The sequence below is a fragment of the Actinoplanes subtropicus genome (genome assembly GCF_000721705.1).
In the GTDB taxonomy this organism is placed as follows: domain Bacteria; phylum Actinomycetota; class Actinomycetes; order Mycobacteriales; family Micromonosporaceae; genus Actinoplanes; species Actinoplanes subtropicus.
Map to the genome: position 1 here is coordinate 173100 of NZ_JOJL01000002.1, position 12844 is coordinate 185943.

The following is a 12844-nucleotide window of genomic DNA, read 5'->3' on the forward strand; positions in this document are numbered from 1 at the left end:
CAATACCCATGACCCCGATCCCGGTGAACCCCGCCGCCCTGCCCGCGCCCAGCGGCTATTCGCACGGCACCCTCAGCGGCAACACCCTCTACCTGGGTGGCCAGACCGCGCTGGACGCCGAAATGAAGATCGTTCCCGGTGGCATCGTCGAGCAGTTCCGCCAGGCGTTCGGCAACGTGCTCACCACGCTGCGCGAGGCCGGCGGCGCGCCGGAGGACCTGGTGAGCATCACGATCTACCTGACCGACATCGCGGACTACCAGGCGCACGGCAAGGAGATCGGCAAGGTCTGGCGCGAGCTGGCCGGCCCGGTCTACCCCGCCATGGCCGGCGTCGGCTGCACGAGCCTGTGGCAGCCGGAGGCACTGATCGAGATCCTCGGCGTCGCCGTCATTCCCGACAGTCGCCTGACGCGCTCCGCATCCGGATCGCGCGAGACACCCGCCTGACCGGCCGGGCGGCGACCTACGCTGCGGCGCATGACCGACCTCGCAGATCTCGCCCTGCCCGAGCCGATGGGCAATACGTGCAGCCGGTCGGGCTTGGTGGGTGGCCGGGCTTGCTCGCCATGGCCCGGGGCTGCGTGGTTGCTGCCCGTGCGGCCGGCCGAGCATGGTGGGCGGCCGGCCACGACGGTGATGACTTGCGGTTCGTGGCAAACAGATACGCATCAAGGTTCACCGACGGCCAGCCAACGATGAAGGGGTGCTGTTCGTGGCGAACAGCACCCCTTCATCGTTGCCGCGAAGATCGTCCCTGCGCTGCCTGGTGCCCTGGCATTCGCCGCATATCGCCTACCGTGACCGGCCCACCAGGCGCAACCACGCAGCCCCCGGGCCATGGCGAGCAGCCCGGCCACCCACCAAGCCCGGCCGGCCGCACGGGCAGCAACCACGCAGCCCCCGGGCCATGGCGAGCAGCCCGGCCACCCACCAAGCCCGACCGGCCCCGCCAGGCACAATCACGCAGCCCCGCGCCATGGCCAGCAGCGCGGCCACCCACCAAGCCGGCCGGCCCCGCCAGCGCAACCACGCAGCCCCCAGGGCCATGGCGAGCCAGCCCGGGTCGTTCTCAGCCCAGGTCGTCCAGGATCGCGGTGCAACTGCGGAGCACCACCTCGGCGGCGCGGCGGCCGGCGGCGGTGGCGGCCGCGGTGGTCTGCTCGTGCCAGCGGGCCGCGGCCGACTCGGCGGCCGGCCACAGCTTCTCCGGCGGGGTCTGCGGGTCGAGGCCGAGGCGCTCGCAGTGCGCGCCGCCGTCGCCGCCGACCAGCCGGCGGGCCTCCAGGGCGAGGTCGCCGGGGAGCGCGACCCGGCCGGTGCGCAGCGCCGCGAGCAGGCGCAGCTCGCGGAGCTCGTGCGCGCCGGCCAGCAGCAGCTCCAGCTCGGCCGCCAGGTGGCCGGTGGCGGGGTGGGCCTCCGCGCGCAGCAGGTGCTCGAGCGCGACCAGGGCCACCCGGGCCTTGAGCACGCCGCGCCGGGTGGTGAGCAGGTCGCTGATCGAGGCCTGCAGCTCGGTCAGCCCGCTCTGCCGCGCCAACTGGTCACCCAGCTCCGCGCGCGAGCGGGCGGTGGTCCGGGCCAGCGTCACGGCCAGCCGGACGCCGCCGAGGCCGAGCCGGGCGAGCAGGTCCGCTCGTCGGCCGGCGGGAATCGCGGACGGGAACGAGGCGCCGGTGAAGCGGTCGGCCGACAGCAGGTGCGGTTCGGCGTCCGGGCGTGGCAGCCCGGCGATGGCGACGACGGTCGCGTACTCCTGTTCGCGCAGCGTCCGCCCGGCATGCGCGATCCGCGCGGAGACGGCCAGCACGTCCTGGCAGACGGCGGACGTCCGCGGGTCGGTTCGCCTGCGGCGGGCGATGCGCTTGGCGGTGAGCAGGGCGTCCGTCCGGCCGCCGGCCATTTCGTCGGCCCGGGAGAGCAAAACCAGGGTGTGTACGGGGTGAGCACCGGCCGCCCGCAGCGGCGCCAGATCGTCGTCCCCGAGGTGCCGCACCAGATGCAGCACCGCGTCGGCCTCGGCCGGCACCTCCTCGGCGGTCTCCAGCAACCGGGTGCGCCGCAGCGCCCGGCACGGCCACTCGACCACCACCTGCCGGATCCCGCTCTCCGGCAGCGCGACGGTGTGGCCCCGGCGGGCGGCGCGCTCCAGCGGGGCCGTGAACGGTGGGGCGGCCTCCGGGAAGACCCGGGCCAGCGGCTGCGTCCCGTCGTGGAACCAGACCGCCTCCGCATTTCCCGCCACCGGCGCGACGTCCTCCCCGATGAGCGCGTTGACCAGGGTGGACTTGCCGGACCGCGGTCCACCGGTGACGGCCAGCCGGAGCGGCTCGCCGAGGCGTGCGCGATGGTGGCGCAGCCAGGCCTCAGCCCGCGTGTGCCCGCGGAACGCCTGTGCCGCCCGGTCGAGCAGGTCACCCGCCCGTTGCTCGAGGCCTGCCCTCATGCGGCCGGCGATTGGAGCAGGGCGAGGGACTGCTTCTGCAGGCCGGCGAGGCGGATCAGCTCCTGCTCGACGCGGCGGGCCCGGGTCTCGCGGGCGGCGGCGTCCTGGTCGGCCGCGACCTTGGCGGTGCGCAGCGACTCGACGATCGCGTCCTGGAGGTCCTCGGTGACCGCGGTGAAGTGGTCGCGCAGGGCGCGCTGGATCCGGCGTACGGAATCCTTCGCGTCCTTCGCCATCCCGATGAAGATCTCGTCGACGTGCCGCTGCACCGCGGCGCGCGCCGTGGCCTGCCGCCGCTTGAGCAGCGACCGGCCCTCCTCCCGGATGCTCTTGCCGCCGAACAGCGCGCCGCCGCTCAGCGAGATCGGGTTGATCAGCGACATCCCGGTGAGGCTGGTGGCCAGCCCGAACATCAGCACCCCGCCGTACGAGCCGCGCAGGCCGGTGAACACCTTCTGGCTCAGCGTGAACCGGTCGACGTGCGGGCTGTCCAGCTCGGTCACCCGGTTGGGCAGGTCCCCGGGCACGGCCGGCACCCAGGACGGCAGCACGTGGCCGAGCTCGGGCGGGAACTCGGCCGCCACCGCGCGGGCCAGCCAGGCGGCCCGCTCGCCCAGCCAGTCGAGGCTGGTCCGCCCCGTCTCGGTCAGCGCCTCGCGCAGCCAGGGCTCGAAGTCGTCCCAGACGCGCAGCGGATCGGACTCGGTGAAGACCTCGTCGGCGCGGGCGATCACGGCCCGGGTGCGCTCGCGCAGGTCGTGCTCGATGTCGGACATCAGGTCGCCGACCTCGTCGGCCAGCCGGCTCTGCCAGCGGGTGGTGCACTTGCGCAGCTCGTCCATCCGGCGCTGGGCCTCGTGCAGCCGGGTTGCCGCGTCAGACCCGCCGTCCTCCGCCCGCCGGCTCTCCCGCAGCGGGGCGGCCAGCTCGTCGGTGACCGCCCGGCCGAGCAGGCCGACCGCGGCCCGGGAGAGGCGCTCCGGCTTGGCCGCGAGCAATGCCTGCAGGTGGGCGATGAGCCGGGGGAAGCCGGATTCGTCGTTCAGCGCGCCGTCGCCGGTCCGGGTGGCGTGCACGCGCAGCGCGGCCGAGGTCGGCAGCACGGTGGCCCGCACCCCGGCCTGCACCAGCCGCATCCGGTTGGCCTCGAGGCCGCGCCGCCAGTCCGGGGCGTAGTCGGTCTTCGTGAACGCCACCACCAGGCCGGGCAGCAGCAGCGAGAGGTCGGCCAGGACGGCGAGCTCGGCGCCGGTCAGCTCGCGTTCGGCGTCGCAGGCGTACAGCAGCACGTCGGCCCGCCCGCCGGTGACCAGCTCGCGGGCCCGGGCGAGCGCGGCGGTCCCGCCGGCCGGCAGCCCGGGCAGCGGCGGCGTGTCGATCAGCTGGAGCCCGGCGGCGAGCAGCGTCCGGGGCAGGCCCACGTCGGCGTGCATCCGCTCGATCGAGCCGGCCGGCTGGCCGGCCAGCGTCTCGGCCAGCGCGTCGCCCAGCCGGTCGGGGGCGAGGAGCACCCGGTCGTTCGGCCCCGCGTCGGCCGGCCACCCGGCGTCCGCCGCCTCGCGCCGGATCAGCTGCGCGGTCGGCTCCGCGGCGTGCCGGACCACGGTCGGCACGGCGGTGCCCCGGTCCTCCCCGGTCACGCAGACCGGTGCATTGATCAGGGCGTTGATAAGCTGGCTCTTGCCCTGCCGGGCGGCCCCGACGACGAGCACCCGCAGGCTCGGGTCGAGCAGCTGGGTGCGGCGCTGCCACAGCCGGCCGGCGAGGTCCGGGCGGCCGTGCTCGGTGCAGGTCCGGATCGTCGCGTCGAGGACGTCGAGCCACAGCGGCGCCGGCGTCAGGGCGCCGAGTTCCGTCCGGCCCGGCCGGACGGGGGAGACCGGACCCGCATAGGCCGTGGGTCCGGTCTCCCAACTCTCCATCGTGACGCTCGTCCTCTCCGCTCGGTCGGGGATCAGAAGTGCAGCCCGGTCAGCCCGCCGAGCAGGTCGTGGCCCGCCTCGGGGGCCGGTTCGGCCGCCGGGTGGGTCGCGCCGCCGAGCAGCCCGGTCACGCTCGACACGTGGTGGTCGACGACGCCGGTGGCGCTGTCCACGGTGCCGTCGGGCAGCAGGCCGCCGACCGTGTGGTCCACGCCGGCGAGGTGCCCGGCCAGCGAAGAGGTTGCCTCGTGCACCCCGGAGACGTCAAGGCCACCGGAATCGATCCCGAGCGATCCGGTCACCCCGGTCGTGGCGTTGACCGTGGTGTCCAGGGTGCCGGTGACGCCCGCGTGCGTGAGCACGCTGTCCGCGCCGTACGTCACGTCGGTGACGGTGTGCTCCACCGGCGCGTGCACCGCCGAGTCCAGCCCCGCGGCCGGGTCGTGGGACAGGTCGAGCCCGCCCGTGTTGAGCCCGCCCAGGACGCCCGGGTCGAACGCGCCGGTCACGCTCAGCCCGGTGCTCACCACCCCGGCGGCCGCGACGTTCAGGTCGCCGGTCGCGTGCGAGTACACCCCGCCGCCGACCTGGGCGGTGATCGCCTGGAGCTGGGAGACCGCGCCGACGACGTCGAGGTGCGCCACCCCGGTCGTCACGTCGTCCACCGGGGACAGCCCGGCGGGCGCGTGCACCGCGCCCAGCGGCGCGTTGTCGAGCACCAGCGGCAGGACGTCCTGCACGTCGGCGGTGGTGATGTCGCCGAGGCCGGCCGCGTCCAGCGCGCCGTGCGGGTCCAGTTCGAACGCCGACCGGGCGTCGGGGTCGTAGATCAGGTTGAGGACGAAGTCCTGCAACGTCGGGGAAAACTCCATCGGTGACGCACTCCTCACGGATTCGTGGTGTGCCACCAAGCTAGGGGGCGGCGCCGGGCCGGGCATCGGGGCGCGTCCCCCTGTCGACGCGGCGCGTGGCGGCGCCGGGGTTAGGGGATTAGGGGATCGGTCGCCACGAATTTTGGGGGAAGACCCCCGATGCCCGATCTGGTACGAACATGGGGTCCCGAATCCGGAGAATCAGGAGCCATCCCTTGCCGTACCTGCTTGGCCTCGACGTCGGATCCGCCACCACCTGGGCGGCGATCTGCCGGCGCGCCCCGGGGCCGGACGGATGGGGGCCGCCCGAGCCGGTCGCCACGGATTCGCCGCCGGCCGTGCCGGGGCTGTTCCGCCGGTGCGGCGACGACGTGCCGGTCTACTGCGACCGGCTGCTCATCACGCCGCAGGCGCTGGTGGTCGAGCAGGCGCGGGCGGCGGCCGACCAGATCTGGGCGCGCGAGGGGGCGGGGCCCGAGCGGCTCGCGGTGGCCCACCCCAGCGCCTGGGGGCCGGCCCGGGTGGGCATGCTGCGGGCCGCCTTCGCCGACGCGGGGATGAGCGACGTCGTGCTGGTCGGCCGGGCCGCCGCCGTGGTACGCCGAGCGGCCACCGGGCGCTCGGTGACCGCCGGCCGGCCGGCGCTGGCCTGCCGGATCGGCCGCGCCTCGGTCGAGGTCGCCCTGGTCGTCCCCGACGAGGCGGGCCGGTTGGAGGTGCTCGGCGTGTCCACGGCGGACGACTTCGGCGGCGACGACCTGGCCGAGAGCGGCGTCCCGGTGATGGCCGCGGTGCTCGACGTGGTGCACCGCGCCGCCCGGGCCGCCCGGGTCGAGCTCGCCGAGGTGGCGGCGGTGCTCCCGGCCGGGGGCGGCGCCGCGCACCCGCTGGTCACCGCGGCGCTGGCCGACGCGGTCCCGGCGCCGGTGATCCGGGAGGACGACCCGTGGCTCACCGTCGCCCGGGGCACGGCGCTGTCGCTGCGTCCCGCCGTGCCGCCGGCCCCCGCCGCCGAGGCCCTCGTCCTGCCCACCGAGCTGCTCCCGATCACCGACAGCCGCCTGGGCCTCTCCGAGCTGGGCCCGGGCGAGATCCCGGCCCGCCCACCCGTCCAGGTGTCCGCACCCCTGGTGGGCGACCGGTGAGCGCCGCCGGCCTGCTGAGCGAGGTGCGGGCCGACCCGGCCGTGCCGCTGCGCGCGGCGGTGTGCGCGCCGGGCGGCTTCGGCAAGAGCGCCCTCCTGGCCGAGCTGGAGCGGGCGGACGACCGGCTCGTGCTCGTCGACGACGCCCACCGCCTCGGCGAGGCCCGGCTGGCGGAGCTGCGCGAGCACGCCGAGCGTCCGGACGCCCGGATCGTGGTGGCCTACCGTCCCTGGCCGCGCCCGTCCGGCCTGGTCGCGCTGACCGAGGTGCTGCGGCGCCGGCGCCCGCCGGTCATGCTGCCCGCGCTCACCGTCGCCGAGATCGAGCAGCGGGTCGGTGCGCCGCTCGCCGGGTACGTGGCGGCGCTCAGCTCGGGCGTCCCGCGCTACGTGGCCCGGCTGGCCGACGCGCTTGCCGGCCGGCCCGGCGACGTGCCCGCCCGGGTGCCCGCCGCCGCCCTCGCCCCGTTCGCGCTCGAGCTCGGCGAGCTGGAGCCCGACCTGCGCACGCTGCTGCTCGCCGTGGAGGCGGGCGCCGGGCTGTCGTACGACCTGATCGCGAAGCTGCTCGGCGGTGACCCCCGGCAGGTGGCCGAGCTGGTCGCGGCCGGCCAGGCCACCGGGATGCTCGGCCCGGACGGCACGATGGCGCCGCTCGCCCGGCACGCCCTGGCCGCGCTCGGCCCGATCGCCGAGCGGATCGACGTGCGGCAGCGGCTGGCCGACCTCCAGCTCGCGCGCGGCGGCCCGGTCCTGCCGCTGGTGCGCCACCTGCTGCCCGAGGGCGGCGAGCCGCGTCCCGGCCCGGAGCTGCGTCTCCACCCAAGCCTGGACTATCAGTCGGCCCTGGACTATCAGTCGGCGGAGCTGTGTCTCTACCCAAGCCTGGACTATCAGTCGGCGGAGCTGTGTCTCTACCCAAGCCTGGACTATCAGTCGGCGGAGCTGTGTCTCTACCCAAGCCTGGACCGCCCTGGCCGCCGCGCTCGCCGGCGATCTCGATCTCGCCGCCCGGCTCGCCGACCGCGCGGTGGCCGACGGCTCGCCCGCGCAGCGCGCCGAGTCCGCGTACGTCTCGGCGGTCGCGATGGCCCATCGTGGCCGGCTGGAGAGCGCCGCCGAGCTGCTCGGCTGGGCCGGCCCGGGGCCGGCCGCCGGTTTCCGGGCCGCCGCGCTGACCGGCGCCGGCCGCGGGGACGAGGCGGGGGAGCTGCTCGCCGGGCTGGGCGCCGCCGGCGACGGCCCGCCGACCCTGCTGCGGGCGACCGCGGAACTGACCGCGCGCGGCATCCGGGAGTCGGTCACCGGGTCGCCGACCGCCGCGCTGTCCACCCTGGTGCAGGCCGCGACGCTGCTCGAACCGGCCGGCGCGACGGTCCTGCTGCCGGACAGCCCGGCGGCGCTGGCCGCGATCGTCGCCCTGCACGGTGCCGACCTGGACACCGCCGAGGCCACCCTCGACCGGGCGATCCGCTCCTCGACCGGCGGCCCGCCGCTGGCCGCCCGCCACCTGCTGCTGTCGGCCTGGGCCCGGATGCTGCGCGGCCACCTCGGCGCGGCCGGCCGGCTGCTCGCCGAGGCGCACGACGCCGGCGGCCCGCCCGCACCCGGCCGCGATCAGCTGTTCGCCACCGCGCTCCGGGTGGCCCTGGCCCGCCGGGACAGCGACCCGGTGGGCCTGCGCGCGGTCTGGCCGGACGCCTGCCAGGTCCTGATCAGCCAGCCCGCCGACCTGTTCACGCTGCTGCCGCTCGGCGAGCTGACCGTGGCCGCGGCCCGGCTCGGCGAGCACCGCCGGGTCGCCGCCCACCTGGCCGAGGCCGACCGGCTGCTGGCCCGGCTGGGCGACCCGCCGTTGTGGAGCCTGCCGCTGCACTGGAGCCGGCTGCACGCGGCGATCCTGGCGGGGGAGACGGCCGAGGCCGAGCGGCATGCCGCGACCCTCGACCGGCTCGCCGCGGACCGGCCGTACGCCGAGGTGCTGGCCGCGGCCGGGCGCGGCTGGATCGCGGTGATCACCGACCGGATCGACCCCGAGCGGATCGAGGCCGCCGCCCGCGCGCTGGCCGCGACCGGCCTCGCCTGGGACGGCGCCCGCCTCGCCGGGCAGGCCGCGATCCGTACCGCCGACCGCAAGGCGATGACCTGGCTGCTCGACTGCGCCCGGGCGCTGCAGGGCGGCCCCGCCGCCGAGCCGGCCGCCGCCGGGGCGTCGACCGCGCCGCTGCTCAGCGAGCGGGAACGGGAGGTGGCCGCGCTGGTCGTCGCCGGGCTGACCTACAAGCAGGTCGCCGAGCGGCTCTTCCTCTCGGCGAAGACGGTCGAGCACCACGTCGCCCGGATCCGGCAGCGCCTCGGCTGTGCCGACCGGCGGGAGCTGCTGGCCCGCCTGCGCGAGTTGCTGGCCGACCAGGCGGACGGAGTCCTCGCGTGAGGCGGGCCGGGCTGCTCATCGTCGCGCTCTGGCTGGCCGCCGCGGTGCCGGCCGTGCTGGGCGCGGCCGATCGGGTACGCGAGCGCGCCACCGACGACCGGCTGGGCCGCGCGGTGGACACGGCCGTCGTGGCGGCCCAGGACGAACGCCGGCTGTCGGTGGCGTTCCTCGCGGGCGGGGACGCGGCCGGCCTGGGCGCGGCGCGGGAGCGCACCGACCGGGCGCGCGAGGCCCTGCGTACGCTCACCGGCCGTTGGGTCTACACCGCGTCCGCGGCGGCGCTGGTGTCGGCGTTCGACGGGCTCGGCCCGGTCCGCTCCCAGGTGGACGGCCGCGCGATCGGACGGTCCGCGGTGCTGTCCGCCTACGGCGCGATCATCGCCGCCGGCGTCGGCCTGCCCTGGCTGCCCGCCGGCCCGCCCGGCCGGGCGCGGGAGGCGCTGTCCGAGGAGGACGCGCTGCTCCGGGCCGCGCTGAGCACCTCGTCCGGGCTCACCGACGCCGAGCGGGTGCGGGTCGGCGAACTGGCCGGCGAGCGCGGCACCGGGTCACCGGCCGCCTCGGAACAATGGCTCGCCGCGGTCGAGGCGCGGGTGATCCTGGGCAAGGACACGCGGGTCAGCCCGGCCGAGTGGGCGGCCGCGGCCGCCCCGGTCAATGCTGGCCTGCGCGCGGCCGAGACCCGCGCCGCTCACGACGCGGTCACCCGGGCCACCCCGGGAGCGATCCGGGCGACGGTCTACGCCGGGCTGATCGCCGGGGTCGGCCTGGTCGCGGTGATCGGCGTGCTCGTCCTGGCCCGCCGGTTCCGGCCCGGGCTGCCGTCGCGCCGGGCAGAGCCGCCCGCCCGCGACGACGCCCCGGTCGACCTGCAGCCGCTCCTGCTCGACCTGCACCGGCGCAGCCAGCGCCTGCTGCACCGGCTGCTGCGCCTGCTCGACGGCCTGGAGCGGCGCGAGTCCGACGAGGAGAAGCTCGGCCGGCTGTTCCGGGCCGACCACCTGGCCACCCGGGTGCGGCGCAACGTGGAGAAGGCGGTCACGCTGGCCGGCGGCCCGTCCGCGCGGCAGTGGCGCCGGCCGGTGCCGGTGGGCGAGGTGGTGCGCGGCGCGGCCGCCGAGGTCGAGGACTACGTACGGGTCTCCACCGCCCAGATCGAGCCGGCCGCGCTGGTCGGCGACGCCGTCCTCGAGATCACCCACCTGCTGGCCGAGCTGATCGACAACGCGGTCGCGTTCTCGCCGGCCGAGACTCGGGTGCGGGCGGGTGGCCACTGGACCGACGGGGGCTACACGGTGACCGTCGCCGACGCCGGGCCGGGCATGAGCGACCTGGACCTCGACCAGGCCCGCCAGGTGATGTCCGCGGCGGGGCCGCCCGAGGGCGGGATGTGGCTGGGCTTCTACGCCGTGGGCCGGTTCGCCGCCCGGTGGGGCGCCGAGGTCGGGCTCCGGCGCGGGCCGGCCGGCGGGCTCGTCGCCGAGGTCCGGCTGCCCGCCGGCCTGGTCTCCCGCCCGGCGCCGGACGGACCACCGGATGGGCCGCCGATCAACCGGGTGGAACGGATGCGGGCGCGGGTCGGCAAGATGAGCGATCTGGCGGACACATCCGTAGATCTTTCCAACGTGGGCAGTCCGCGGCCCGACGGAACGGAGGCGCAGTGAACGACTGGATCATCGGTGCGACGGGTGCCGGTCCGCTCCTCGATCAGCTGCACGGCGAGTTGCCCGGAACCGAGGGCGTCGTCCTGTTGTCCACCGACGGCCTGGAGCTGGCCACCTCCGCCGGGACCCGGACCGACCGGGCGGACCAGCTGTCCGCGGTCGCGGCCGGCCTGCACGCGATCGCCCTGGCGGCCGACCGCAACAACGGCGGCGGGCGGGTCGACCAGACCGTCGTCGAGATGGACTACCGCATGCTGGTGGTCGTCCCGGTGACCGGGGAGATGCTGCTCGCCGTGGTGTTCGACGCGGTCAGCGACCTGTCCGGCACGCGCGTGCGGATCGCCACCTTCGCGGACCGGCTCGGCGTACGGCTGCACTCGGTCGACATGTCGCCCCTCGAGCCCGAGCTGCAGCCGGTGTCATGAGCATCGACGACATCTGGTGGGACGACGACGCCGGCCCGATCGTCCGGCTCTACGCGATCACCGGGGGCCGGACCGAGGCGCCGGCCGGCGACTTCACGCTGAGCACGATCGTGCAGCGGGTGCCCGGCGTCGTGCCCGACGGTGAGCTGTCGCTGGCGGAGTCGACGATCGTGCGACTCATCGAGCGGCCGCTCTCGGTGTCCGAGATCGCGGCCCGGCTGGGTCTCCCGCTCGGCCCGGTCCGGGTGATTCTCGCCGACCTGCGCGACGGCGGCCTGATCCACGTGCCGCGCTCCCGGGACGCCGCCGAGCGCCCCGCCATGAGCCTGCTCCAGCAGGTGCTCAGCGGCCTGAACGCGCTCTGACGGCGGAGGTCCCACGATGAACGACCCGCACCCCGCTCCCCGGCGCTCGCCGACGGTGGTGCTGCTGGACGCGATGCTCGGGCTGGTCACCGCGATCCAGACCGGCAACTTTCCGGGCCGCCGGCCGGCCGGACGCCCGGCGTCACCGCGCCGGGCCGGTCCCTGGCTGACCGCGGGCGTGCTCGTGGTGGCCGGCGGCACCGCGATCCTGATCGGCGTGCTGATGGGCGCGCCGGGCAGCCTCACCGGCCTGCCGAAGCCCGGCGACGCCGCGCCCCCGCCGCCGCCGGTCACCAGCATCGCCGCGCCCGCGACCACGACCACCAGCCCGGTCCCGGCGCGGTCGTCGGCGTCGGCGCCCGCCGCGCGGGCCGTCGTCCCGGACCCGGCGAGCGGCTCGGCCACCACCAGCGCCGCCACCAACCTGCCCGGCCGCCTGACGGCCGCCTACGCGGCGGCGGACGGGAGCGGAATTCTGGGCTACCGGGCCACCGTGACCCTCCACGCCCAAGGGCCAGGTCCGTCCACCGGCTGGCGGCTGACCATCACCCTGCCCCGGCCGACCCTTCAGATCGCCGCCGTCTCCGGCGCCACGGTCGAGCACGACGGTGCGGTGTGGACCTTCACGCCGGACGCCGCCACCCGGCGGATCGCCGCCGGCGCCTCGGCCACGGTCGCCTACGAGGTCCTCGGCGCGACCCTGGTGGACGCCCAGCCGACGGCCTGCCGCGTCGACGACGTCGCCTGCTCGGGCCTGCCCGGCGGACACTGAGGCCCCTTCCATCTCATACCTGGAAGGGGCCTGCTTACGTCTCAGTATCCGAGGCGCCGCCGCCCACCCCGTGGATCGACACGCCGGTCAGCCACGCCAATTGGTCCACCGCGGCGGACATTTCGGCGGCGATGGGCGCGGAGCCGGCCTCGAAGAAGGCGTTCTCCAGCGCGTCCCGCGGCGCCGGCCGGGCCAGCCAGGTAAGGAGCTGCGCGGGCTGGTCGTGCCACCAGCCACCGAGGACCAGGCCGGTGGGCCGGCGGCGGGCCGTGTACGCGAGGTGGTCGACGAAGGCGGCGAGGTGCCGCACGGCCGGCTCGCCGGGCGGGTCGAGCCAGCCCGACAGGAACAGGGACAGATCGTCGACGGCCTGGCCGATGGCCTGCAGCACCGTGGCGGCGTCGTCGGCCGCGGGGAACATCGCGAGGGTGTGCCGCCACCAGGCGCCGGCGAACGCCTCGATCGCGTCCCGCTGCTCTTCGGGCCACTGCGACCACCGCGCCAGCCGCAGCTTGCCCAGGACGACGGCCAGGTCGACCGGCAGGGCGCCGTGCGCGGCCAGCTCCAGCAGGCGGGGCAGGAAATGCCGCAGGTCGTCGGCGTCGCCCCAGGTGGTGACGGCCTTGAAGGCATAGTGCCCCAGGTCGTCACCGGTCAATTCGCGCAGCGGCACCCGCCGGATCTCCCGCTGGTCATCGCCGTCGACGCAGTGCGGGCACCCGGCCACCGCCCCGAGCTCGAAGGCCGCGAACGTCGCGTACAGCCCGCCCACCGCCTGGTCCAGCCGTTCCGCGGACATGC

Annotated in this window: 11 protein-coding genes; 7 read left to right on the forward strand and 4 right to left on the reverse strand. The window is 76.3% G+C overall.

What is annotated here, in order from left to right; genetic code table 11:
- Positions 1 to 8 precede the first annotated feature (8 nt).
- On the forward strand, positions 9 to 449 hold the full coding sequence (locus IH26_RS0102790; protein WP_030434498.1) for a RidA family protein: 441 nt from the start codon (positions 9 to 11) through the stop codon (positions 447 to 449).
- A 622-nt stretch (positions 450 to 1071) separates the two neighbouring features.
- Here IH26_RS0102790 and IH26_RS0102795 read toward each other — a convergent pair.
- From IH26_RS0102795 to IH26_RS55370, 3 genes are read right to left on the reverse strand one after another with little or no spacing between them, the layout of a single operon-like run.
- Complete coding sequence (locus IH26_RS0102795; RefSeq protein WP_034213394.1) at positions 1072 to 2445, reverse strand: ribosome biogenesis GTPase Der; 1374 nt, start codon at positions 2443 to 2445, stop codon at positions 1072 to 1074.
- A complete protein-coding gene (locus IH26_RS0102800) occupies positions 2442 to 4367 on the reverse strand; it encodes a dynamin family protein (protein WP_084598576.1) in 1926 nt (641 codons plus the stop codon). The genes IH26_RS0102795 and IH26_RS0102800 overlap by 4 nt, the downstream gene beginning before the upstream one ends.
- A gap of 32 nt (positions 4368 to 4399) precedes the next feature.
- The gene (locus IH26_RS55370; protein WP_051807323.1) at positions 4400 to 5239 is read right to left on the reverse strand and encodes an IniB N-terminal domain-containing protein; all 840 of its coding nucleotides are present in this window, start codon (positions 5237 to 5239) and stop codon (positions 4400 to 4402) included.
- Between the two features lie 215 nt (positions 5240 to 5454).
- On the opposite strand from IH26_RS55370, the gene IH26_RS0102810 reads away from it, so the two are divergent.
- From IH26_RS0102810 to IH26_RS0102835, 6 genes are all read left to right on the forward strand, one after another.
- Positions 5455 to 6384, forward strand: a complete 930-nt coding sequence (locus IH26_RS0102810; RefSeq protein ID WP_030434501.1) for a hypothetical protein — start codon at positions 5455 to 5457, stop codon at positions 6382 to 6384.
- A 1029-nt stretch (positions 6385 to 7413) separates the two neighbouring features.
- On the forward strand, positions 7414 to 8817 hold the full coding sequence (locus tag IH26_RS0102815) for a helix-turn-helix transcriptional regulator (protein ID WP_051807325.1): 1404 nt from the start codon (positions 7414 to 7416) through the stop codon (positions 8815 to 8817).
- Complete coding sequence (locus IH26_RS55375) at positions 8814 to 10481, forward strand: sensor histidine kinase (RefSeq protein ID WP_030434503.1); 1668 nt, start codon at positions 8814 to 8816, stop codon at positions 10479 to 10481. Before IH26_RS0102815 ends, IH26_RS55375 begins: the two co-directional genes overlap by 4 nt.
- Positions 10478 to 10906 carry a roadblock/LC7 domain-containing protein gene (locus IH26_RS61120; protein ID WP_051807327.1) on the forward strand — a complete coding sequence of 143 codons (429 nt, stop codon included), beginning with the start codon at positions 10478 to 10480 and terminating at the stop codon, positions 10904 to 10906. Before IH26_RS55375 ends, IH26_RS61120 begins: the two co-directional genes overlap by 4 nt.
- On the forward strand, positions 10903 to 11271 hold the full coding sequence (locus tag IH26_RS0102830) for a DUF742 domain-containing protein (RefSeq protein ID WP_030434505.1): 369 nt from the start codon (positions 10903 to 10905) through the stop codon (positions 11269 to 11271). The genes IH26_RS61120 and IH26_RS0102830 overlap by 4 nt, the downstream gene beginning before the upstream one ends.
- A gap of 16 nt (positions 11272 to 11287) precedes the next feature.
- On the forward strand, positions 11288 to 12043 hold the full coding sequence (locus IH26_RS0102835) for a hypothetical protein (protein WP_030434506.1): 756 nt from the start codon (positions 11288 to 11290) through the stop codon (positions 12041 to 12043).
- A 34-nt stretch (positions 12044 to 12077) separates the two neighbouring features.
- On the opposite strand, the gene IH26_RS55380 is transcribed toward IH26_RS0102835, so the two are convergent.
- On the reverse strand, positions 12078 to 12842 hold the full coding sequence (locus IH26_RS55380; RefSeq protein WP_030434507.1) for a hypothetical protein: 765 nt from the start codon (positions 12840 to 12842) through the stop codon (positions 12078 to 12080).
- Positions 12843 to 12844 lie beyond the last annotated feature (2 nt).